Annotated in this window: 14 protein-coding genes; 11 read left to right on the top strand and 3 right to left on the bottom strand. The window is 69.4% G+C overall.

The features are described from left to right. Positions 1-29 precede the first annotated feature (29 nt). Positions 30-2,825 (top strand): aconitate hydratase, encoded by a 2,796-nt coding sequence (locus ACIQ9G_RS17550; protein WP_403609910.1) that lies wholly within the window; start codon positions 30-32, stop codon positions 2,823-2,825. 157 nt (positions 2,826-2,982) lie between these two features. On the opposite strand, the gene ACIQ9G_RS17545 is transcribed toward ACIQ9G_RS17550, so the two are convergent. After that, on the bottom strand, positions 2,983-6,783 hold the full coding sequence (locus ACIQ9G_RS17545; RefSeq protein ID WP_403609907.1) for a GH92 family glycosyl hydrolase: 3,801 nt from the start codon (positions 6,781-6,783) through the stop codon (positions 2,983-2,985). 467 nt (positions 6,784-7,250) lie between these two features. Between ACIQ9G_RS17545 and ngcE the strand changes: the two genes are divergently transcribed. The 9 genes from ngcE to ACIQ9G_RS17500 all read left to right on the top strand — a co-directional run bounded on the left by ngcE (position 7,251) and on the right by ACIQ9G_RS17500 (position 19,600). Further along, positions 7,251-8,696 carry an N-acetylglucosamine/diacetylchitobiose ABC transporter substrate-binding protein gene (gene ngcE / locus ACIQ9G_RS17540; protein WP_403609905.1) on the top strand — a complete coding sequence of 482 codons (1,446 nt, stop codon included), beginning with the start codon at positions 7,251-7,253 and terminating at the stop codon, positions 8,694-8,696. 85 nt (positions 8,697-8,781) lie between these two features. Next, positions 8,782-9,708, top strand: coding sequence for a carbohydrate ABC transporter permease (locus tag ACIQ9G_RS17535; protein WP_403609903.1), 927 nt, complete (start codon positions 8,782-8,784; stop codon positions 9,706-9,708). A gap of 4 nt (positions 9,709-9,712) precedes the next feature. Continuing rightward, complete coding sequence (locus ACIQ9G_RS17530) at positions 9,713-10,636, top strand: carbohydrate ABC transporter permease (RefSeq protein WP_403609900.1); 924 nt, start codon at positions 9,713-9,715, stop codon at positions 10,634-10,636. 304 nt (positions 10,637-10,940) lie between these two features. Then, positions 10,941-12,140 (top strand): ROK family transcriptional regulator, encoded by a 1,200-nt coding sequence (locus ACIQ9G_RS17525; RefSeq protein ID WP_403609897.1) that lies wholly within the window; start codon positions 10,941-10,943, stop codon positions 12,138-12,140. A 133-nt stretch (positions 12,141-12,273) separates the two neighbouring features. After that, positions 12,274-13,374, top strand: a complete 1,101-nt coding sequence (locus ACIQ9G_RS17520; RefSeq protein ID WP_403610084.1) for a sugar ABC transporter substrate-binding protein — start codon at positions 12,274-12,276, stop codon at positions 13,372-13,374. A 187-nt stretch (positions 13,375-13,561) separates the two neighbouring features. Next, entirely contained in the window at positions 13,562-14,353 is a 792-nt protein-coding gene (locus ACIQ9G_RS17515) for an ATP-binding cassette domain-containing protein (protein ID WP_403609895.1), read from the top strand. After that, on the top strand, positions 14,350-15,642 hold the full coding sequence (locus ACIQ9G_RS17510; protein ID WP_403609893.1) for a sugar ABC transporter permease: 1,293 nt from the start codon (positions 14,350-14,352) through the stop codon (positions 15,640-15,642). Before ACIQ9G_RS17515 ends, ACIQ9G_RS17510 begins: the two co-directional genes overlap by 4 nt. Positions 15,643-15,990: 348 nt before the next feature. After that, complete coding sequence (gene dxs, locus ACIQ9G_RS17505) at positions 15,991-17,919, top strand: 1-deoxy-D-xylulose-5-phosphate synthase (RefSeq protein ID WP_403609891.1); 1,929 nt, start codon at positions 15,991-15,993, stop codon at positions 17,917-17,919. 157 nt (positions 17,920-18,076) lie between these two features. Next, the gene (locus ACIQ9G_RS17500) at positions 18,077-19,600 is read left to right on the top strand and encodes an amino acid permease (protein ID WP_403609888.1); all 1,524 of its coding nucleotides are present in this window, start codon (positions 18,077-18,079) and stop codon (positions 19,598-19,600) included. A gap of 91 nt (positions 19,601-19,691) precedes the next feature. On the opposite strand, the gene ACIQ9G_RS17495 is transcribed toward ACIQ9G_RS17500, so the two are convergent. Then, positions 19,692-20,078 (bottom strand): NTP pyrophosphohydrolase, encoded by a 387-nt coding sequence (locus ACIQ9G_RS17495; RefSeq protein WP_403609885.1) that lies wholly within the window; start codon positions 20,076-20,078, stop codon positions 19,692-19,694. Positions 20,079-20,313: 235 nt separating this feature from the next. Next, positions 20,314-21,279, bottom strand: coding sequence for a hypothetical protein (locus tag ACIQ9G_RS17490; RefSeq protein ID WP_403609882.1), 966 nt, complete (start codon positions 21,277-21,279; stop codon positions 20,314-20,316). Between the two features lie 59 nt (positions 21,280-21,338). Between ACIQ9G_RS17490 and ACIQ9G_RS17485 the strand changes: the two genes are divergently transcribed. Next, on the top strand, positions 21,339-22,520 hold the full coding sequence (locus ACIQ9G_RS17485; RefSeq protein ID WP_403610082.1) for a CapA family protein: 1,182 nt from the start codon (positions 21,339-21,341) through the stop codon (positions 22,518-22,520). Positions 22,521-22,535 lie beyond the last annotated feature (15 nt).

Raw genomic sequence — 22,535 nt, 5'->3', positions numbered from 1 at the left:
GTACGCGCACATCAATGAAGGAGACTGTCGTGTCGGCGAACAGCTTCGACGCCCGCAGCACGCTGCAGGTGGGCGACGAGTCGTACGAGATCTTCCGGCTTGACAAGGTCGAGGGCTCGGCCCGACTGCCTTACAGCCTGAAGGTCCTGCTGGAGAACCTGCTGCGCACCGAGGACGGCGCGAACATCACCGCCGACCACATCCGTGCCCTCGGCGACTGGGACTCCCAGGCCCAGCCGTCGCAGGAGATCCAGTTCACGCCGGCCCGCGTGATCATGCAGGACTTCACCGGCGTCCCGTGCGTCGTGGACCTCGCGACCATGCGTGAGGCTGTGAAGGAGCTGGGCGGTGACGCCGCCAAGATCAACCCGCTGGCCCCGGCCGAGCTGGTCATCGACCACTCCGTCATCGCCGACAAGTTCGGCACCCACGAAGCCTTCAAGCAGAACGTCGAGCTGGAGTACGGCCGCAACAAGGAGCGCTACCAGTTCCTGCGCTGGGGCCAGACCGCGTTCGACGAGTTCAAGGTCGTCCCGCCGGGCACCGGCATCGTCCACCAGGTGAACATCGAGCACCTGGCCCGTGTCGTCATGGTCCGCGACGGCAAGGCCTACCCCGACACCCTGGTCGGCACCGACTCGCACACCACCATGGTCAACGGCCTCGGCGTCCTCGGCTGGGGCGTCGGCGGCATCGAGGCCGAGGCCGCCATGCTCGGCCAGCCGGTCTCCATGCTGATCCCGCGCGTCGTCGGCTTCAAGCTCACCGGCGAGCTGCCCGCCGGCACCACCGCCACCGACCTGGTGCTGACCATCACCGAGATGCTCCGCAAGCACGGTGTCGTCGGCAAGTTCGTCGAGTTCTACGGCGAGGGCGTCGCCGCGACGAGCCTCGCCAACCGCGCCACCATCGGCAACATGTCGCCGGAGTTCGGTTCCACCGCCGCGATCTTCCCGATCGACGACGAGACCCTCAACTACCTGCGCCTGACCGGCCGCTCCGACCAGCAGGTCGCCCTGGTCGAGGCCTACGCCAAGCAGCAGGGCCTCTGGCTGGACCCGCACGCCGAGCCGGACTTCTCCGAGAAGCTCGAGCTGGACCTGTCCACGGTCGTGCCGTCCATCGCCGGCCCCAAGCGCCCGCAGGACCGCATCGTCCTGTCCCAGGCCGCCGAGCAGTTCACCAGCGACGTGCTCAACTACGTCCAGGCCGGCGAGCGCGCCGCGGAGGGCGTGGAGTCCCCGGTCGACGAGGCGTCCGCCGAGTCCTTCCCGGCCAGCGACGCCCCGGCCTACGGCCACACGGAGAACGGCGCGGGCGCCCCGCGGCACTCCGCCGTCGTCCCCGGCCCCGGCCCGTCGAACCCGGTGACCGTCGCCGCCCCCGACGGCACGGAGTACGACCTGGACCACGGCGCCGTCACCGTCGCCGCCATCACCTCCTGCACCAACACCTCGAACCCGTACGTCATGGTCGGCGCCGCCCTGGTCGCCAAGAAGGCCGTGGAGAAGGGCCTGACCCGCAAGCCGTGGGTCAAGACCACCCTGGCCCCGGGCTCCAAGGTCGTCATGGACTACTACGACCGGGCCGGCCTCACCCCGTACCTGGACAAGCTGGGCTTCAACCTGGTCGGCTACGGCTGCACCACCTGCATCGGCAACTCCGGCCCGCTGCCGGAGGAGGTCTCCAAGGCCGTCAACGACAACGACCTCGCCGTCGTCTCGGTGCTCTCCGGCAACCGCAACTTCGAGGGCCGGATCAACCCCGACGTCAAGATGAACTACCTGGCGTCCCCGCCGCTGGTCGTCGCCTACGCCATCGCCGGCTCCATGAAGGTGGACATCACCAAGGACCCGATCGGCACCGACGCCGAGGGCAAGCCGGTCTACCTTCAGGACATCTGGCCGTCCGAGCAGGAGGTCAACGAGGTCGTCGCCTCCGCGATCGGGCAGGACATGTTCGCCACGTCCTACCGGGACGTCTTCGCGGGCGACGCGCAGTGGCAGTCGCTGCCGATCCCGACCGGCAACACCTTCGAGTGGGACGCGGAGTCGACGTACGTCCGCAAGCCCCCGTACTTCGAGGGCATGACGATGGACCCGGCCCCGGTCGAGGACATCGCGGGCGCCCGGGTGCTCGCCAAGCTGGGCGACTCGGTCACCACCGACCACATCTCCCCGGCCGGCGCCATCAAGGCCGACACCCCCGCGGGCCAGTACCTCACGGAGCACGGCGTGGAGCGCCGCGACTTCAACAGCTACGGCTCGCGCCGCGGCAACCACGAGGTCATGATCCGCGGTACGTTCGCCAACATCCGCCTGCGCAACCAGATCGCGCCGGGCACCGAGGGCGGCTACACGCGTGACTTCACGCAGGAGGACGGCCCGGTCTCCTTCATCTACGACGCCTCGCGCAACTACATCGAGCAGGGCATCCCGCTGGTCGTCCTGGCCGGCAAGGAGTACGGCTCCGGCTCGTCCCGCGACTGGGCGGCCAAGGGCACCGCGCTGCTCGGCGTGAAGGCCGTCGTCGCCGAGTCCTACGAGCGCATCCACCGCTCGAACCTCATCGGCATGGGCGTCCTGCCGCTGCAGTTCCCGGAGGGGCAGACCGCCGAGTCCCTCGGCCTGACCGGCGAGGAGACCTTCTCCATCTCCGGCGTCACCGAGCTCAACGAGGGCACCACCCCGCGCACGGTGAAGGTCACCACCGACACCGGCGTCCAGTTCGACGCGGTCGTCCGCATCGACACCCCCGGTGAGGCGGACTACTACCGCAACGGCGGCATCATGCAGTACGTGCTGCGCAGCCTGATCCGCAAGTAAGGGATCACGCCACGCGGTCGGGCCGCGTCCCCGGGCACCGGGGGCGCGGCCCTTCGCCTTCCGGGGGCGCCCGGCGGCCGCCGCGCGAAGGGGCGGGCCCGAGGGCCCGCCCCTTCCTCATGCCGGACTCGCCGGACTCATGCGCGCCGTACCCGGGTCAGGCCAGCAGCTCCACCTCCGCCAGGGTCGCCGCGCCGTCCAGGACCAGGCGGTACTTCCGGTACGTGCCCGGCGAGGCGATCGTGAAGGGGCGGGTCTGCCTGTCCCAGGCGAAGGACTCGCCGGAGCGCTTGTCCACCGTCTTCCAGGTCGTGCCGTCGGTGGACGCCTGGAGGGTCCACCCCGTCGGGGCCCCGGCATGGTCCGCGGCCGAGGTCAGGGTGTACTGGACGGCCTTGGCGGGGTCGGCCACCGGCAGGTCCACCGTCGTCACCGTGGCGTCCGTCGACGAGGTGTCGTCGAACAGCGCCCCGTCGCCCTTCAGCACGTCCGCCCTCGGGCTCGGCACCTTGTCGTCGGTCGTGATCGACACCGGCGCCGCGTTCGGGCCGGTGCCCCACGAGGACGGCTTCGGCCCCATGTCGAACTCCAGCACCCCGCCCCTGGCGAGCAGCGAGTGCGGCAGCGCCGTGGACTTCCACGCCGCTCCGTCGAACCGCACGCCCTGGACGTAGACGTTCCGCGCGCTGTTCCCCGGCGCCTTGATCACCAGGTCGTGGCCGTTCTCCAGGTGCACGGTCGCCTTGGTGAACAGCGGGGAGCCGATGGCGTACTCGCCGCTGCCCATCACCAGCGGGTAGAAGCCCAGCGCCGAGAAGACGTACCAGGCCGACTGCTCGCCGTTGTCCTCGTCGCCGTGGTAGCCCTGGCCGATCTCGCTGCCGACGTAGAGGCGGGAGAGCGCCTCGCGGACCTTCGCCTGCGCCTTCCACGGCCGGCCGGCCGCGTCGTACATGTAGAGGACGTGGTGCGCTACCTGGTTGGAGTGGCCGTACTGGCCCATCCGGACGTCCCGCGCCTCGGTCATCTCGTGGATGACTCCGCCGTAGGAGCCGGTGAACTCGGGGGAGGCCGTCTCCGGCGTGGCGAAGTAGGTGTCGAGCTTCTCCGCGAGTCCCGTCCGGCCGCCGTACAGGTTGGCCAGGCCGCGGCTGTCCTGCGGGGCCGTGAAGGCGTAGCCCCAGCCGTCGGTCTCGGTGTAGTCGTAGCCCCACACGCGCGGGTCGTACTTCGAGGAGTCGACACGCCAGTCACCCCGGGCGTTGCGGCCCTGGAAGAAGCCCGCCCCGGGGTCGAACAGCTTCACGTAGTCCCGGGCGCGGTTGAGGAAGTACCGCGCCTCCTCCTTGTAGTGCTTCTCGCCCGTCTTCCGGTAGAGGGCCTCGCCCATCTTGGCGATGCCGTAGTCGTTGACGTAGCCCTCCATCGCCCACGACAGACCCTCGTGCGTGTCGGTGCCGGTGTAGCCGAGGAAGGGCGAGGTGCTCATGCCCTTGCGGCCCACGCCGGAGGCCGGGGGCACGACGGTGGCGTTCTTCAGCGCCGCGTCGTAGGCCGCCTTCGCGTCCATGTGGACGCCCTTGACGTAGGCGTCGGCGAAGGCGACGTCCGAGGAGGTGCCGGTCATCAGGTCGGCGTAGCCGGGGGAGGACCAGCGCGAGGTCCAGCCGCCGTCCTTGTACTGCTGCACGAAACCGTCGACCATCTCGCCCGCCTGACCAGGTGTCAGCAACGAGTAGGCGGGCCAGGTGGTGCGGTAGGTGTCCCAGAAGCCGTTGTTGACGTACACCTTGCCGTCGACGATCTTCGCGCCGGTGTGCGTCGGGGTGTCCGGGCCCGGCATGGGGGAGAAGGGCGAGGCGTACTTGTACGTGCCCCCGACCTTCTCGAAGCCCGAGTTCGGGTACAGGTACAGCCGGTAGAGGCTGGAGTACAGGGTGGTCAGCTGGTCCGGCGTGGCGCCCTCGACCTCGACCTTGCCGAGCAGCTTGTCCCAGGCGCGCTGGGCGCGCACCTTCACCGCGTCGAAGGACATGCCGTCCGGGACCTCCTGGCGCAGGTTGTCCTTCGCCTGGTCGACGCTGATCAGGGAGGTGGCCAGCCGCAGGGTGACGGTGCGGTCGGAGCCCGCGTCGAAGCGCAGACGGCCCTTGACCCCGCTCGCGGAGCCGTCCTTCACCGGCTTGTCGAACACGCCGTAGACGAAGAGGCGGGTCGCCCCCGTCGAGAGGCCGGACTTGACGTCCGAGTAGCCGGTGAAGGTCCCGTGCTCCTCGTCCAGGGTCAGGCCCGCCTGCTCGGTGACGTTGTCGAACAGCACGCTCGCGTCGTCGCCGGGGTAGGTGAAGCGCAGCACCGCCGCGTGGTCGGTCGGCGTCATCTCCGCCCTGAGGCCGTTCTCGAACCGCACCCCGTAGTAGTAGGGGCGCGCGGTCTCGTTCTCGTGGCGGAAGGCCAGCGCGCGGGCCGTGCGGCCGGTGTCCGGGGTGCCGGAGGCCGCGGACGGCATCACCTGGAAGGTCTGCCGGTCACCCATCCAGGGGCTCGGCTCGTGGCTCGCGCTGAACGCCTGGATCGTCGGCAGGTTGGCCTCGTTGTTCGCACGTGCGTACTCGTACAGCCAGCTCAGCGACGACGCGTTCGTGACCGGCGTCCAGAAGTTGAAGCCGTGCGGGACGGCGGTCGCGGGGAAGTTGTTGCCGCGCGAGAAGCCGCCGCTGGAGTTGGTGCCCCGGGTGGTCAGCGCGTAGTCCGACAGGTGCGCCTTGGGCGTCTCGGGGGCGGCCTGCCGGATGGCCACGTCGTCCAGCCAGCCCCGGAACTTCGCCGGGCCACTGGGGGAGTCGTAGGCCAGGAGGATCCGGTCCACCGTCTTGCCGGCCGCGACCGGGCCGATCCGGGAGACCACGTTGTTCCACTGGTTGACGTACAGCGCCTTGGCCGCGCCCTGCGCCCGCGGGCTCAGGCCGAAGCCGTGCTGGTCGGTGGCGCCCAGATCGCTCAGGTAGGTGCCGTCGGTGAACGCCAGGTCCACCGCCACGTCGGTGGCGTCGTAGTCCCGGTCGCCGTCCGCCATCGACGGGTAGAGGCGGTACGACAACTGCGTGTCGCGGGCCACCCGGACGTCGACGTCGAAGACCTTGTTGTACGAGTACGCCCGCCCGTCGGCCGTGTGCCGCCCCGCGTAGCGCAGCGCCCGCCTGCCGGTGAAGCCCGCGCCCGCCTTCGCGGTCGGTGAGCCGCTCGGGCCGCGGTCGACCAGCGAGAGCATGTCCTGCGGGACCGGGCCGCCGCTGCCGCCGGTGGAGAACTGGACGTCGGCGAGCTGGAGTATCCCGGCGCCGTTGTTCGCGGTGATGTCGATCCGGAAGTGCTGGTACTCGGCCGGCTCGGCCAGGTCGTACGTCTTCGTCCGGTACCGCTCGGAGAAGGTCTCGCCCGAGCGGGTGTCGAGGGTCTTCCAGTCCTTGCCGTCGGTGGAGCCCTTCAGGGTCCAGTCCCGCGGGTCGCGTTCGGCGTAGTCATTGGCGGAGGTGAGGGCGTATCGGGTGATTTTCGCCGGCTTGTCGAGGTCGAACTCGACCCATCCGGTGGGCTCGAACGTGAGCCACTTGGTGCCCGGCTCGCTGTCGACGAGGTTCTCCTTGACCTCGCCGGCGCCCGAGTTCTCACCGCTGGCCCGCACGTCGACCACGTGGTCGTCCACGTTCCCCGGAATGCCGGTGCTGTATCCGCCGTCCACGCCCGAGGCGCGCCTGCTGCCGTCCGGCGCGGTGTCGACCGTGTTCAGCCAGTCCGGCGCGGGTTCCCCGGACTCGAACGAGGACGCGAACTCCCGGCCGGCGGCCGGGGCCCCGCCGGGCAGGGCGACCGCCGCCCCCTGGGAGCCGACGGCCATAGTGAAGGCGGCCGCAAGGACGACCGCCGGACCCCATCTGTGCCGAACTCTGCGCTGCATACGAGGGCACCCTCCCTGGCTTCCCCGCGCACCGGACAACGTTGTCAACATCGGCGCGCAAGGACCAGTAGGGAGTCAAGTGGCCAGGGATGTCAAGGGTGTTGAGTGTGGCATTCGAGCGCAAAGCCGCGGATTTATCCGGCGAGGAACGCATAGACGGCTCATATCTCCGCGAGGTCTCAACTCGGAAAAGACCGACAGCCAACCTTGCATTCGATCTTGCTCAGTCGGCGGAAAGTGGACTATACCTGTCGGCGTCCGCAGGGCCGTTCGACCGGCCGGAAGCGGGCACCGGGGGAGCCGGAAAGGGTGGTTCGACGTGCGAAACGCGTCGGCCTCCTTGTATTCGCCGCGATCCCGGTGGATGACGCACGAAGTACTTCCTGCACGACCCAGCTTCACCTGACCGCGGTGCCGGGGAGGATCCGGTTCACCGCCTGAGTCCTGGAGAAGGCGAGGACTTGAGCATGGGATCCACTTCCGCAGACAACCACGGTGGCGTCGGCCGCCGCGATCTGATCAAGCGGTCCGCCGCACTCGGCCTGATCAGCGTTCCCGCGATGAGTTTCCTGTCCGCGTGCGCCAGCAGTGGCGGCGGGGGCCAGGACAAGGCCAAAGCGGGCAAGAAGACAGCGAAGAACCCGCTCGGCGTCAACGACACCGCGCAGATGGAATTCGTCCTGTTCGACGGCGGCTTCGGCAAGGAGTACGCCGAGGACGCGGTGAAGGTCTACGAGAAGGGCTTCCCCAAGGCGAAGGTGAAGTTCGCCGCCACCCAGAAGATCCAGTCGACGCTCCAGCCCCGATTCAACCAGGGCAACCCGCCGGACCTCATCGACAACTCCGGCGCCGAGCAGATGGACATGGGCGTCCTCGTCGGCAAGAACCAGCTCGCCGACCTCACTCCGCTGCTGGACGCGCCCTCTTACGACGACCCGAACAAGAAGGTCCGCGACACGCTGCGCCCGGGCATCGTGAAGATGGGCCAGTTCGACGGCAAGCCGGTCTGGATCTTCTACTACGCCTACACGGTCTACGGCGTCTGGTACTCGCAGAAGGCGCTCGCCTCGCTCGACGAGCAGTACCCGGAGACCTGGGACGCGATGCTCAAGGTCTGCGAGAAGGCCAAGAAGAAGGGCATGGCGGGCTGGACGTACGCCGGCAAGTACCCGTACTACCTCCCGTTCTCGCTCTACCCGATGATCGGCAAGGTCGGCGGCCGCGAGGTCCTCGACGCGATCGACAACCTGGAGCCGAACGCCTGGAAGCACCCGGCGGTCAAGGCCTGCTTCGAGGCCTACTACGAGCTCTACAAGAAGGGCTACGTCCTCAAGGGCACCCCGGGCCTGGACCACATCCAGTCGCAGACCGCCTGGGCCAAGGGCAAGGCGCTGTTCATCCCGAACGGCTCCTGGGTGGAGAACGAGTCCGCGAACGTCATCCCGAAGGACTTCGACCTCGCCGTCTCCGCGCCCACCGGGCTGGACGGCTCCGACAAGATGCCCTTCGGCACCATCTGGGCCTCCGGCGGTGAGCCCTTCATCGTCCCGGCCAAGGCGAAGAACGCCGAGGGCGGCATGGAGCAGCTGCGCATCATGCTCAGCGAGGCCTCCTCGAAGAACTTCACGGCCAAGGTGAAGTCGCTGACCGCGTACAACGGCGGCACCACCGGCATCACCCTCACCCCGGGGCTGAAGTCCGGCGTCGCGGCGCTGGAGAAGGCCGGGTCCAACGTGGTGAATCCGCGGCTGCAGGACTGGTACGTGCAGCTCCAGAAGGAGAAGATCGGTGTGGCCGGCCTCGGCGAGATGATGGCCGGCCGTCTCACCCCGGCCGAGGCCATCAGCAAGATCCAGGGCTTCGCCGACGAGGCCGCGAAGGACACGTCGATCAAGCACTACAAGCACCAGTGAGGGTCCGTCACCTGGTCCGGTCCGGCTGGCCCCGGCCGGACCGGACCAGGTGACACCACCCGCCCAGAGAACGGGGTCGGTAGCAATGCAGCACGGCAAGTACCGGTTCGTCGTGGGGTTCCTCGCGGTCCCCCTGGGGCTGTACGCGCTTTTCGTCGTCTGGCCGTTCATCCAGTCCATCTATTACTCGTTCACGGACTGGACCGGGCTGAGCCCCGAATTCAGGATGGTCGGGTTCGACAACTACAACAGGATGCTCGACGACGAGATCTTCTGGAAGTCGCTGCAGCACAGCCTGTTGTTCGCCCTGGTGCTGCCACTGGTGACGATCAGTCTGGCGCTGTTCCTCGCCTTCATGATCAATGTGGGCGGACGGCGCAGGAGGGGCGGGCCGGTGGTCTCCGGCGTCCGCGGCTCCTCGTTCTACAAGATCGTCTACTTCTTCCCGCAGGTGCTGTCGATCGCGATCGTGGCCCTGCTGTTCGCCTTCGCGTACAACCCGGACAGCGGAGCGATCAACTCCCTGCTGCGCGGCATCGGGCTCGACGGGGTGCAGCCGCTGTGGCTGGGGGACCCCGATCTCGCCCTGTGGTGCGTGATGGCGGTGCTCGTCTGGTCCACGGTCGGCTTCTTCGTGGTCCTGTTCTCGGCGGGCATGGCCTCCATCCCGGCGGAGATGTACGAGGCCGCGCTGCTGGACGGGGCCAGCCGGTTCACCACGTTCTTCCGGATCACCCTGCCGCTGCTGTGGGACACCGTGCAGTCCGGCTGGGTCTACATGGGCATCCTCGCCCTCGGCGCCGAGTCGTTCGCGGTCGTACAGATCATGACGACCGGTCCGGGCGGCCCCGACTACTCGACCACCGTCATGGTTCTGTACGTGTACCAGAAGGCGTTCCGGGACGGGCAGGCCGCCTATGCCACCACCATCGGCGTCGCCCTGCTCGTCGTCACGCTGGCCTTCGCCGCCGTGGTGATGCGGCTGGGCCGGCGCGAGCGGCTGGAGTTCTGATCACATGAAAACGACCGAGACCCCCGCCCCCGTTCCGGCCGAGTCCGGAATCACCGTCGCGAAGATCGAGACGGTGGCGCCGAAGCCGCGCCCGGAGAAACGGGAGGGCGGCGTACTCAATGTCTTCTCGCACGGCATTCTCGTCATCTGGGCGATCATGGTGGTCATGCCGCTGGTGTGGGCGGTGATGACGTCCTTCAAGGACGACAGCTCCATCTTCGGCTCGCCCTGGTCGCTGCCGGACAAACTCCACTTCGACAACTGGGCGCGGGCGTGGACCGACGCCAATATGAGCGACTACTTCCTGAACACCGTCCTGGTGGTCGGCGGGTCGCTCATCGGCACGCTGGTGCTGGGGTCCATGGCCGCCTATGTACTGGCCCGCTTCGACTTTCCGGGGAATCGCTTCATCTACTTCCTGTTCATCGGCGGCATGAGTTTCCCGATCATGCTGGCGCTGGTGCCCCTGTTCTACGTCGTGAACAACATGGGGCTGCTGAACACGATCCACGGGCTGATCCTGGTCTACATCGCCTACTCGCTGCCCTTCACGGTGTTCTTCCTCACCGCGTTCTTCCGGACCCTGCCCACCTCGGTGGCCGAGGCGGCGTTCGTGGACGGGGCCTCGCACACCCGGACGTTCTTCCAGATCATGCTGCCGATGGCGAAGCCCGGGCTGATCAGCGTGGGGATCTTCAACTTCCTCGGCCAGTGGAACCAGTACATGCTGCCGACGGTGCTCAACACCGACCCGGACAAGCGGGTCCTCACCCAGGGCCTGGTGCAGCTGGCCGTCAGCCAGGGCTACAAGGGCGACTGGTCCGGCCTCTTCGCCGGCCTGGTGATGGCGATGCTCCCGGTCCTGGCGGCCTACGTCATCTTCCAGCGCCAGGTGGTCCAGGGCCTGACGGCGGGCGCCCTGAAGTAGCCCGGGCCCGCCTCCGTCACCAGGCGGCGCAGGCCCGGGGCCGCTCGGGGTCCCACCGGCCCGAGCGGCCCATGACCCCCGGCCTTCCCCCGCCCGCGCACCGCGCCGGCCCGCGATCACCGCGCCCCGCGCCCCGCACCCGGCCACTCTCCAGGGGTGGCCGGGTGCGGGGCGCAAGTGTGTCCAAGGACCCGGAAACGGCTCAACCTCTTGACGGGAGGCAACCCGAACGGCTCAGCTTAGAGTTCACTAGTTGGACATAGACGGGGCCTCGCCGAAGCGGCCCCGCTCTCAGGAGGTCGTCGTGGAGACTCCAGGGTCGCAGTCGTCGCTGCACCGAGCCAACCTGGAGCGGGTGGTACGTGCAGTGCGCCTGGCCGGATCCCTCACGCAGGCGGAGATCGCGAGGACCACGGGCCTGTCCGCGGCGACGGTCTCCAATATCGTGCGCGAGCTGAAGGACGGCGGAACGGTCCAGGTCACGCCCACCTCGGCGGGCGGCCGACGGGCGCGCAGCGTGTCCCTGAGCGGGGACGCGGGCATCGTCATCGGCGTCGACTTCGGGCACACCCATTTGCGGGTCGCGATCGGGAATCTCGCCCATCAGGTGCTGGCCGAGGAGGCCGAGCCGCTGGACGTGGACGCCTCCTCGACCGAGGGTTTCGACCGGGCGGAGGTGCTGGTCAACCGCCTGATCGCGGCGACCGGGGTCGACCGTTCCAAGATCGCCGGCGTGGGCCTGGGCGTCCCCGGACCGATCGACGTGGAGTCGGGCACCCTCGGCTCCACCGCCATCCTGCCGGGCTGGACCGGCATCAAGCCCGCCGAGGAGCTGCGGGGGCGGCTCGGCGTGCCGGTGCACGTGGACAACGACGCCAACCTCGGCGCCCTCGGCGAGCTGGTCTGGGGCAGCGGCCGGGGCGTGAAGGACCTGGCCTACATCAAGATCGCCAGCGGCGTCGGCGCCGGTCTGGTCATCGACGGCAAGATCTACCGCGGCCCCGGCGGCACAGCAGGTGAAATCGGGCATATTACCCTTGATGAATCCGGCCCCGTCTGCCGCTGCGGAAACCGGGGCTGCCTGGAGACCTTCGCGGCCGCCCGGTACGTGCTGCCGCTGCTCCAGTCCAGCCATGGCACCGACCTCACGATGGAAGGCGTCGTACGGCTGGCGCGGGACGGTGACCCGGGCTGCCGTCGGGTGATCGCCGACGTCGGCCGTCACATCGGCAGTGGAGTCGCCAACCTCTGCAACCTGCTGAACCCGAGCCGGGTCGTGCTCGGCGGTGATCTCGCCGAGGCCGGTGAGCTGGTGCTCGGGCCGATCAGGGAGTCCGTCGGCCGCTACGCCATCCCCAGCGCCGCACGCCAACTCTCCGTCCTCCCGGGGGCCCTTGGCGGCCGTGCGGAGGTGCTCGGGGCGCTCGCCCTCGCGCTCAGCGAGATGGGCGATTCGACCCTTTTGGACGGCACGCTGTCCATGGCCGCTCCTGTCTTCACTTAGAGAACGGATGGCACCGTTGCCATCTCGTTAAGGATTTACTTCTTGACGTCGCACGTGTGGCCGAGTTGACTTCCAGCCACCTCGGCCGCAACGACGCGGCCTCGTCAGGGAGGTTTGTGAAGTGAACACGCGTATGCGTCGTGCGGCCTTTGCCGTTGCTGCTGGTGCGATGGCCGTCTCGCTTGCTGCCTGTGGCAGCGCCAAGGAGTCCGGTGGCGGCTCCAAGTCGTCCTCGGGTGCGAAGAAGGGCGACAACATCAAGGTCGGTCTGCTCCTTCCGGAGAACCAGACCGCGCGCTACGAGAAGTTCGACCGCCCGCTGATCGAGAAGAAGGTCGCGGAGCTCACGAACAACAAGGGCAAGGTCGTCTACGCCAACGCCAAGCAGGACGCCAGCCTGCAGAACCAGCAGGTCGACACCATGATCACCAACAAGGTGGACGTGCTGATCGTCGACGCCGTGGACGCTGCCGCCATCAAGAACTCGGTGCAGAAGGCCAAGGACGCGGGCATCCCGGTCGTCGCCTACGACCGCCTGGCCCAGGGCCCGATCGACGCCTACACCTCGTTCGACAACGTGACCGTCGGCAAGACCCAGGGCGACGCGCTGCTGAAGGCGCTCGGCTCCAAGGCCAAGTCCGGCAAGATCGTCATGATGAACGGTTCCTCCACGGACCCGAACGCCGCGCAGTTCAAGCAGGGCGCCCACTCCGTGCTCGACGGCAAGGTGAACGTCGGCAAGGAGTACGACACCAAGGAGTGGAAGCCGGAGAACGCCAACTCCAACATGGAGGGCGCCATCTCCGCCATCGGCAAGAAGAACCTCGTCGGTGTCTACTCCGCCAACGACGGCATGGCCGGCGGTATCATCACCGCCCTCAAGGCCGCCGGCCTCTCCAACATCCCGGTCACCGGCCAGGACGCGGAGCTCGCGGGTGTCCAGCGCATCGTCGCCGGTGAGCAGTACATGAGCGTCTACAAGCCGTACGCCCCCGAGGCCGAGGCCGCCGCCACCATGGCCGTCGACCTGGCCCAGGGCAAGGCGCTCGACTCGGTCGCCAAGGACAAGGTCGACAGCCCCACCACCAAGGGCGTCCCCTCGGTCCTGGTCCCGGTCACCTCGCTGACCAAGGACAACATCAAGGACACCGTCATCAAGGACGGCGTCTACACCGTCAGCGACATCTGCACGGCCCAGTACAAGAAGGCCTGCGACAAGATCGGTCTCAAGTAAGCAGCCGCACGCGCCCTTCCCTCTAGGCGAATTCGCTCTTGAATTCCCCCGACGGGACGACGGCGCACCCCAAGGCTCCTCCGGCGCCCCGCCATCAGACAGCCCCGCAAGCTCGTGCGGGGCGCCGGACGGAACTCTCCCCCATACTCTTCTGCACAACCTCCCGCCGGGTCAGGCGGCGAAGGAGATGGTTCACGTGTCCGCTACGCCCGTGCTGGCGTTGCGCGGGGTCTCCAAGCGGTTCGGTGCCGTCCAGGCGCTCACCGACGTAGAGCTTGAGGTCCACGCCGGTGAGGTGGTCGCCCTGGTCGGCGACAACGGCGCCGGAAAGTCCACGCTGGTCAAGACGATCGCCGGCGTGCACCCCATCGATGAGGGCGCCATCGAATGGGAAGGCAGGTCCGTCCAGATCAACAAGCCGCACGACGCCCAGAACCTGGGCATCGCGACGGTGTACCAGGACCTCGCGCTGTGCGACAACATCGACGTCGTCGGCAATCTCTACCTGGGCCGGGAGCTCCGCCAGTACGGCGTCCTGGACGAGGTCGAGATGGAGCGCCGCTCCCGCGAGCTGCTGGACCAGCTGTCCATCCGCATTCCCAGCGTCCGTATCCCGATCGCCTCGCTCTCCGGCGGTCAGCGCCAGGTCGTGGCCATCGCCCGCTCCATGCTCGGCGAGCCCAAGCTGGTCATCCTCGACGAGCCCACCGCCGCCCTCGGCGTCGAGCAGACCGCCCAGGTCCTCGACCTGGTGGAGCGGCTGCGGGAACGCGGCCACGCCGTGATCCTCATCAGCCACAACATGGCCGACGTGAAGGCGGTGGCCGACAAGGTGGCCGTCCTGCGCCTGGGCCGCAACAACGGCGTCTTCGAGGTCAAGTCGACCTCGCAGGAAGAGATCATCTCCGCCATCACCGGCGCCACGGACAACGCCGTGACCCGTCGTGCGGCGCGCACCAATGGGGAGATCAAGAAGTGAGCATCGACAAGACCTCCGCGTCCCCCGAGGACACGGTCGTGGAGAACCCCGAGGCGGCACGCGGCTCCGACGTCGCCGTCGACCCCCGCCTGCTGGTGCGCGAACAGGGCTTCGCGGGCTATCTCACCGAGTTCAAGCGGAAGATGAAGGCCGGCGACCTCGGCTCCATCCCGGTCGTCCTCGGTCTGGCCATCATCTGGATCATCTTCCAGAGCCTGAACTCCAACTTCCTCACCGCGGGCAACCTCTCCGACATCTCCGTCGCCATGGTCGGCACGGGCATGATCGCCGTCGGCATCGTGTTCGTCCTGCTGCTCGGCGAGATCGACCTGTCGGTCGGTTCCGTCTCCGGTGTGGCGGGCGCCAGCTTCGCGGTGCTGAACGTCACCAACGGCATGAACGAGGTGCTGGCCTTCGTGCTGGCCATCCTCACCGGTACGGTCGCGGGCGCGATCCACGGCTTCTTCTTCGCGAAGATCGGTGTGCCGGCGTTCGCGGTCACCCTGGCCGGTCTGCTGTTCTGGAACGGCTTCATGCTCAAGATCCTGGGCGACAACGGCACGATCAACCTGAACAGCGACGGCCTGGTGGCCAAGCTGACCAGCTACTACTTCTCCGACGTGGCCGCCGCCTACGGTCTGGCCATCGCGGTGACCGTGCTGTTCTTCCTCAGCTCCTTCTTCGGCAACAAGCGCCGCGAGGCCGCCGGGGTGCCGTCCCGGCCGCTGAGCGAGACCATCCTGCGCACCGCGATGCTGGCCGTGGTCGCCTTCGCCGCGGCGATCGTCTTCAACCAGTACAAGGGTCTGCCGCTGGCCGTGGTGATCTTCGTCGGAATGCTGATGATCACCGACTTCGTGCTGCGCCGTACCGCCTACGGCCGGAAGATCTTCGCGCTCGGCGGCAGCGTCGAGGCCTCCCGCCGTGCCGGTATCAACGTCGAGATGGTCCGGATCTCGGTCTTCGCGATCTCCGGCACCTTCGCGGCCATCGGCGGTCTGTTCATCGCCTCCAAGATCGCCTCGGCGAACCAGGGCGCCGGTGGCGGTGACCTGCTGATGAACGCGATCGCGGCGGCCGTGATCGGCGGCACCTCCCTCTTCGGCGGCCGGGGCCGCACCTGGAACGCGCTCCTCGGCGTGCTGGTGATCGTCTCGATCCAGTACGGCCTCGCCCTGGAGGGCATCGCCTCGCCGGTCCAGTACATGATCACCGGTGGCGTGCTGCTGGCGACCGTCGTCATCGACGCGGTGACCCGCAAGACGCAGAAGACGGCCGGCCGCGCGTAGCGCTGCCGACCCAGACCACTGTGCCCGGTACCAATGGCGGTACCGGGCACAGTCGTGCCCGCACAGTCGTGCCCGCACAGTCGTGCCCGCACAGTCGTGCCCGCACAGTCGTGCCCGCACAGTCGTGCCCGCACAGTCGTGCCCGCACGGTCATGCCCGTACGGCCGTGCCCCTCGGGCCGTGCGGCGCGGTCCGGCCCGTGCCGTGAGGCCCGGGCGCGGCCGTCCCCCGGGGCGGGGCCGTTCGCGTGACTCAAGACGCACGGCCCGGACACCGGGCGCTCGGGCGGAACATTAGACTCGACAAGCCCGGCAACAGCTCGATCAGCTCTACTGCAAGGAGGCACGGGTGCCGCTGCTGACCCGCATCACGGGACCGCGCGATCTGGACCGGCTCAGCCTGGAGGAGCTGGACCAGCTGGCAGAGGAGATCCGGACCTTCCTCGTCGACGCCGTCGCGAAGACGGGCGGCCACCTCGGTCCCAACCTCGGTGTCGTGGAGCTGACCATCGCCCTGCACCGGGTCTTCCACTCGCCCAAGGACAAGGTGCTCTGGGACACGGGCCACCAGTCCTACGTGCACAAGCTGCTCACCGGCCGCCAGGACTTCTCCCGCCTGAAGATGAAGGGCGGCCTGTCCGGCTATCCCTCGCAGGCCGAGTCCGAGCACGACGTCATCGAGAACAGCCACGCCTCCACGGTCCTCGGCTGGGCCGACGGCATCGCCAAGGCCAACGAGCTGCTCCAGCGCGACAGCCACGTCGTCGCGGTCATCGGCGACGGCGCGCTGACCGGCGGCATGGCCTGGGAGGCGCTCAACAACATTGCCGACGCCAAGGACCGCCCCCTGGTCATCGTCGTCAACGACAACGAGCGGTCCTACGCGCCCACCATCGGCGGCCTCGCCAACCACCTGGCCACCCTGCGCACCACCGACGGCTACGAGCGCTTCCTGGCCCGCACCAAGGACCTGCTGGAGCGCACCCCGGTCGTCGGCCGTCCGCTCTACGACACCCTGCACGGCGCCAAGAAGGGCCTGAAGGACTTCATCGCCCCGCAGGGCATGTTCGAGGACCTGGGCCTGAAGTACGTCGGCCCGATCGACGGCCACGACATCGAGGCCCTGGAGTCCGCGCTGGCCCGCGCCAAGCGCTTCGGCGGCCCGGTGATCGTGCACTGCCTCACCGAGAAGGGCCGCGGCTACCAGCCCGCCCTCCAGGACGAGGCCGACCGCTTCCACGCCGTCGGCAAGATCCACCCCGACACGGGCCTGCCGATCGCCTCCTCCGGCGCCGACTGGACCAGCGTCTTCGGTGACGAGATGGTCCGGCTCGGCGAGGAGCGGGCGGACGTCGTCGCCATCACCGCCGCCATGCTCCAGCCGGTCGGCCTCGACAAGTTCGCCAAGGCCTTCCCCGACCGGGTCTACGACGTCGGCATCGCCGAGCAGCACGGCGCCGTCTCCGCGGCCGGCCTCGCGCACGGCGGGCTGCACCCCGTGTTCGCGGTGTACGCCACCTTCCTCAACCGCGCCTTCGACCAGGTGCTCATGGACGTGGCGCTGCACAAGTGCGGCGTGACCTTCGTCCTGGACCGGGCCGGCGTCACCGGCACCGACGGCGCCTCCCACAACGGCATGTGGGACATGTCCATCCTGCAGGTCGTCCCCGGCCTGCGGCTGGCCGCCCCGCGCGACGCCGACCAGGTCCGCGCCCAGCTGCGCGAGGCCGTCGAGGTCGACGACGCGCCGACCGTGGTCCGCTTCTCCAAGGGCGCCGTCGGCCCCGCCGTACCCGCCGTGGGCCGCGTCGGCGGCATGGACGTGCTGCGCGAGCCGGGCACCGACCGGCCGGACGTCCTGCTGGTCTCCGTCGGCGCCCTCGCGCCGATGTGCCTGGAGATCGCCGGACTGCTCGACCGGCAGGGCATCTCCACCACCGTCGTCGACCCGCGCTGGGTCAAGCCCGTCGACGCGGCCATGGCCCCGCTCGCCGACCGGCACCGGGTGGTCGTCACCGTCGAGGACAACTCCCGCGTCGGCGGTGTGGGCTCCGCGGTCGCCCAGGCCCTGCGGGACGCGGGCGTCGACGTGCCGCTGCGCGACTTCGGCATCCCGCCGCGCTTCCTCGACCACGCCTCCCGCGCCGAGGTGATGGCGGAGATCGGCCTGACCGCGCCGGACATCGCCCGCCAGGTCACCGGACTGGTCGCCAAGCTGGACGGCCGGTTCGACCGCCCGACCGCGGACGTCGACGAGGTGCAGCCCGCGCGCGACTGAGCCGCGGGCGCGGCCCCGACGGGACCCTCCGGGCCGGTTCCGCCACCCTGTACCGGTGGCGGAACCGGCCCATCTGCGTGAACCTGCCTGTGCCGGGGCATACGCATCCCCAGCCCTCTCGACCATGTCGAGGACGACGCGCGTGGGAGGTAGGCCCGTGAGCAGTGCGCTCTTCAGGACGAAGAACGTCGAGCAGTCCATCCAGGACACGGAGAAGCCGGAGCACGCGCTCAGGAAATCCCTCTCCGCCCTCGACCTGACCGTCTTCGGCGTCGGCGTCATCATCGGTACCGGCATCTTCGTTCTCACCGGCAAGGTCGCCAAGGAGAACGCGGGCCCCGCGGTGTCCCTGGCCTTCGTCGTGGCGGCCGTGGTCTGCGCCCTCGCGGCGCTCTGCTACGCGGAGTTCGCCTCCACGGTCCCGGTGGCGGGGTCCGCGTACACGTTCTCGTACGCCTCCCTCGGGGAGCTGCCCGCCTGGATCATCGGCTGGGACCTGATCCTGGAGTTCGCGCTCGGCACGGCGGTGGTGGCGGTCGGCTGGTCGGGCTACATCCGCTCGCTCCTGGACAACGCCGGCTGGCACCTGCCCGCGTACCTGTCGGGCCGGGAGGGCGCCACGGGCTTCGGCTTCGACGTCCTGGCCGCCGGTCTGGTCCTGGTGCTCACCGGCATCCTCGTGCTCGGCATGAAGCTGTCCGCGCGCGTCACCTCGATCGTCGTCGCCATCAAGGTGGCCGTGGTCCTGCTCGTGATCATCGCCGGGGCGTTCTTCGCGACCAGCAGCAACTACAAGCCGTTCGTCCCGCCGACCCAGTCGGTGGCCGCCGAGGGCTCCCTGAAGGCCCCGCTCATCCAGCTGATGTTCGGCTGGGCACCGGCCAACTTCGGCGTCATGGGCATCTTCACCGCAGCCTCGGTGGTCTTCTTCGCCTTCATCGGCTTCGACATCGTCGCCACCGCCGCCGAGGAGACCCGCCATCCGCAGCGCGACATGCCGCGCGGCATCCTCGGTTCGCTGCTCATCTGCACCGTGCTGTACGTGGCGGTGTCGATCGTCGTGACCGGCATGCAGAACTACAGGAACCTGTCGGTCGACGCCCCCCTCGCGGACGCCTTCAAGGCCGTCGGGCACCCCTTCTACGCCGGTCTGATCAGCTTCGGCGCCGCCATCGGCCTGACCACCGTGTGCATGATCCTGCTGCTCGGACAGAGCCGGGTGTTCTTCGCGATGAGCCGCGACGGGCTGCTGCCGCGCTTCTTCTCACAGGTCCACCCCCGCTTCCGGACCCCGCACCGGCCGACCATCCTGCTCGGCGTGATCATCGCGATCGTCTCGGGCTTCACCAGCCTGAGCGAGCTCGCCGAGCTGGTGAACATCGGCACGCTGTTCGCCTTCATCGTGGTGGCGATCAGCGTCGTCATCCTCCGCAGGACCCGCCCCGACCTGCACCGCGCCTTCCGCACCCCCTGGGTGCCGGTCATCCCGATCCTGTCGGTGTGCGCCTCGCTGTGGCTGATGCTGAACCTGCCCGCCGAGACCTGGCTGCGGTTCGCGATCTGGATGGTGATCGGCTTCGCCGTCTACTTCCTCTACGGCCGTACCCACAGCCGGCTCGCCCGGGGCGAGGCCGCCGCGACCGGCGAGACCACCAGGCCGGGCAGCGGCACGACGCCGTAGGCCACCACGCCGGTGGGCGTGTGGCGGTTGACGCAGGCCGGGGAAGGTCACGGGCCCGCCCAGTGCGCCGGGCGGGGGCCTCCCGCTTCGCTCAGTCGCGCCCGCGCACCGCGCGCGGCCCGGTCACCTCGGCGCCCAGCTCCGTCACCCGGCGCCGCAGCTCCCGGTCCGCCGTGACGACCAGGACGGCACGGTCGCCGGCCCCCTCGACCAGCTCGACGACGCGGTCGTCGCCGCTGCCGGGCGCCGCCTCGACCCGCACCCCCGGCACCGGCTCCACACCGCGTGCCGCGCCCTCGACCACGAGGACGATCTCGGCCGGCCCGGACAGCTCCGGCACCCCCTCCGCCGCCAGCCGGTCCCGCAGCCGCTCCGCCGCACCCCTGCGGTCCCGCCACCAGCCGTCGGGCACCGACCCGACGACATTCGCACCGTCGACGATCACGAGCAGGGAAGCGCTGCCACTGTCCTCGGTCATGGCCCCAGCCTCGCACGGTCCCGCACTCCCTCAGGCCCAGGGGACGGGTCAGGCAACGGTGCTCCGATGCTCCTCCCAGGCGCGCGCCGCACGCCGCACGGGCTTCGCCCGGTCGTCAGGGCTCTCCGCGGCGAGTAGGGGGCCCGCCCGGCGCCCTGCCTTCCCTGCAACACGGGGAAGGCAGGCCCGCCCGTTCGCCGACCACCCTCGCGTCATCGACAAGACGCGCACCTGCTCACGGCTCTCGCGCCCAGCGCGCGGTGACCGTGTCCACCGCCGTCACCGCACGCCCCATCCGCGTCGTGTCGTCGCGTACCGCGTGGGCGAACTCGACGTGCAGGAAGGGGAGATCCTCGCTGTCGGCCCGGCCGCCCTGCACGTTCTCGTGGCCCTCCAGCGGGCAGGAGCGGGCCCAGGCCCGGCACACCGCGAAGCCCTTCGCGCGCAGCGCGTCCGCGAGCCGGCGGCCGTCGTCGCGGCCCGCCGACCCCCTGCCGGTGGAGGCGACGACGTCGTAGCCGGGCGCGGAGTCGTCGGCGAAGCCGTGCACCTGGATGCCGGGCAGCCGGCGCCGGGCCAGCTCGTCGCACACCGCGTCGAAGACGGTGTCCCGGCGGTGCGCCACGTCCGCCGCGTCCCCGCGTCCGGCTTTGCGATGTGCTCCCGCAATGACGAGGATGCCGCCCGGGGAACCGCGCAGGACGCCGACGCCGAGCTGCTCCGTGCCCTGGTCGGCGACCGGGTGCGGGACCTGGACCGACCAGCGCGCGCGGTGGTCGAGGTCGACGTACATCCGGCCCCAGCCGCGCGGTGCCACGGCGTCGTCGGTGCGGTCGGCGATCTCGGCGTAGCGGTGTCCGGAGACCCGGTCGACCAGGGTGCGGACAGTGAAGTCCAGTTGTGAGAGCTGCTGTTGTGCCTGGCCGCGACGGCCGTCGAGGAGCTGGCCGACGGCTTCGGCGACGCGGGTGCGATCGTCCCGGGTGGGCGGCCGGTAGCCGCGGTCCGGGCCGAACCGGCTCGTGTAGTCCGCGACCACACGGGCCAGGTCGACGCCGTCCGCGTGGCCGTCCGCGCGGTCGCCGCCGGCCGCCCGCGAGCCGTGGGAGGCGCGGAGCACGGCGGTCGCCGCACCGGCCAGACCGGCGATGACCAGCAGAATTGTTGCGATCGTTATGATGCGTGAGCGGTTGGCTCTCATGGTTGTATCAAGATATCCCGGTGACCAGACGCCGTAGCCGCACCCTGCTGACCCTGCTGATGCCCCTCCCGCTCGTCGCCGCCGTCGCGGGCTGCGGCCTCGTTTCCGGCGACGGGGACGACAAGAGCGGGGGACGCACCTTCACCGTCGCCGCCGCCGGGGACATCCTGATGCATCCCGAGCTCGTCGACCAGGCGCGCAAGGACGCCGAGCGGACGGGCAAGGGCGTGGCCGGGCTGGACTTCGGGCCCATGATGGCCGGCATCAAGCCGGTGATCAGCAGGGCGGACCTGGCGATCTGCCACTACGAGCCGGTGATGGGCAAGCCGAACGGCCCCTTCGAGGGCTTCCCGGACTTCCAGGTGCCGCCGCAGACCGCGAAGACGGTCAAGGACCTCGGCTACGACACCTGCTCCACCGCCTCCAACCACACCCTCGACCACGGATACGGGGGCGTGAAGCGCACCCTGGACGCGCTGGACGCCGCCGGGGTCAAGCACACGGGCTCCTTCCGGACCGAGAAGGACGCTCTCACCCCGCTGATCATGGACGTCAAGGGCGTCAAGGTCGCGCAGATATCCTTCGCCTACGGGTTCAACGAGCCCCACCGGCTGCCGAAGGACAAGCCCTGGCTGGCCAACCAGCAGGACCTCGGCCGGATCAAGGCCGCCGAGCAGCGGGCCCGCAAGGGCGGCGCCGAGGTGGTGATCCTCTCCCTGCACTGGGGCCGCGAGCACTACCCGAACCCCTCCTCCTCGCAGCTCACCTTCGCCCGGCAGATCGCCCAGGAGACCGGGATCAACCTGGTCATCGGGCACCACGCGCACGTCGTCCAGCCCATGGAGAAGGTCGACGGCACCTGGATCGCCTACGGCCTCGGCAACCAGATCGCCCGGCACGAGGTGCCGACCGGCCTCACCGAGGAGGGCGTGATCGCCTGGTTCACCTTCACCGAGCGCGGCAAGGGCACCTGGGACGTCCAGCCCCGCTTCGAGCCGACGCTGCTGGAGATCCCGCCGGATGCCGAGAACACCGGGAGCGGCGGCACCACCACGGCCTCGGACGACGACGCGCGCGACTACCGGCTGCTGGACGTGCCCGTCGCGCTCCGGGACGGCCACGACCTCACGGGCCGTCAGCGGGCCCGGCTGCGCCTGGCCTTCGAGCGCACCGAGGGGACCCTGCTGAACCGGGGAGCGGCCGAGGACGGGCTGAAGCCGCTGACGCCGATGCCTGAATAGCGACTGTCCGAACAG

The sequence above is a fragment of the Streptomyces sp. NPDC096152 genome, assembly GCF_044763235.1.
Classification (GTDB): domain Bacteria; phylum Actinomycetota; class Actinomycetes; order Streptomycetales; family Streptomycetaceae; genus Streptomyces.
Note: the sequence above shows the minus strand (reverse complement) of the source record. Positions and strands in the feature narration are given on the sequence as shown.

What these genes read in the sequence shown, in the direction of transcription:
- ACIQ9G_RS17545 (WP_403609907.1), bottom strand. Translation starts at nt 6,783, where the DNA reads ATGCAGCGCAGAGTTCGGCACAGATGGGGTCCGGCGGTCGTCCTTGCG.
- ngcE (WP_403609905.1), top strand. Translation starts at nt 7,251, where the DNA reads ATGGGATCCACTTCCGCAGACAACCACGGTGGCGTCGGCCGCCGCGAT.
- ACIQ9G_RS17535 (WP_403609903.1), top strand. Translation starts at nt 8,782, where the DNA reads ATGCAGCACGGCAAGTACCGGTTCGTCGTGGGGTTCCTCGCGGTCCCC.
- ACIQ9G_RS17530 (WP_403609900.1), top strand. Translation starts at nt 9,713, where the DNA reads ATGAAAACGACCGAGACCCCCGCCCCCGTTCCGGCCGAGTCCGGAATC.
- ACIQ9G_RS17520 (WP_403610084.1), top strand. Translation starts at nt 12,274, where the DNA reads ATGCGTCGTGCGGCCTTTGCCGTTGCTGCTGGTGCGATGGCCGTCTCG.
- ACIQ9G_RS17515 (WP_403609895.1), top strand. Translation starts at nt 13,562, where the DNA reads ATGGTTCACGTGTCCGCTACGCCCGTGCTGGCGTTGCGCGGGGTCTCC.
- ACIQ9G_RS17495 (WP_403609885.1), bottom strand. Translation starts at nt 20,078, where the DNA reads ATGACCGAGGACAGTGGCAGCGCTTCCCTGCTCGTGATCGTCGACGGT.
- ACIQ9G_RS17490 (WP_403609882.1), bottom strand. Translation starts at nt 21,279, where the DNA reads ATGAGAGCCAACCGCTCACGCATCATAACGATCGCAACAATTCTGCTG.
- ACIQ9G_RS17485 (WP_403610082.1), top strand. Translation starts at nt 21,339, where the DNA reads ATGCCCCTCCCGCTCGTCGCCGCCGTCGCGGGCTGCGGCCTCGTTTCC.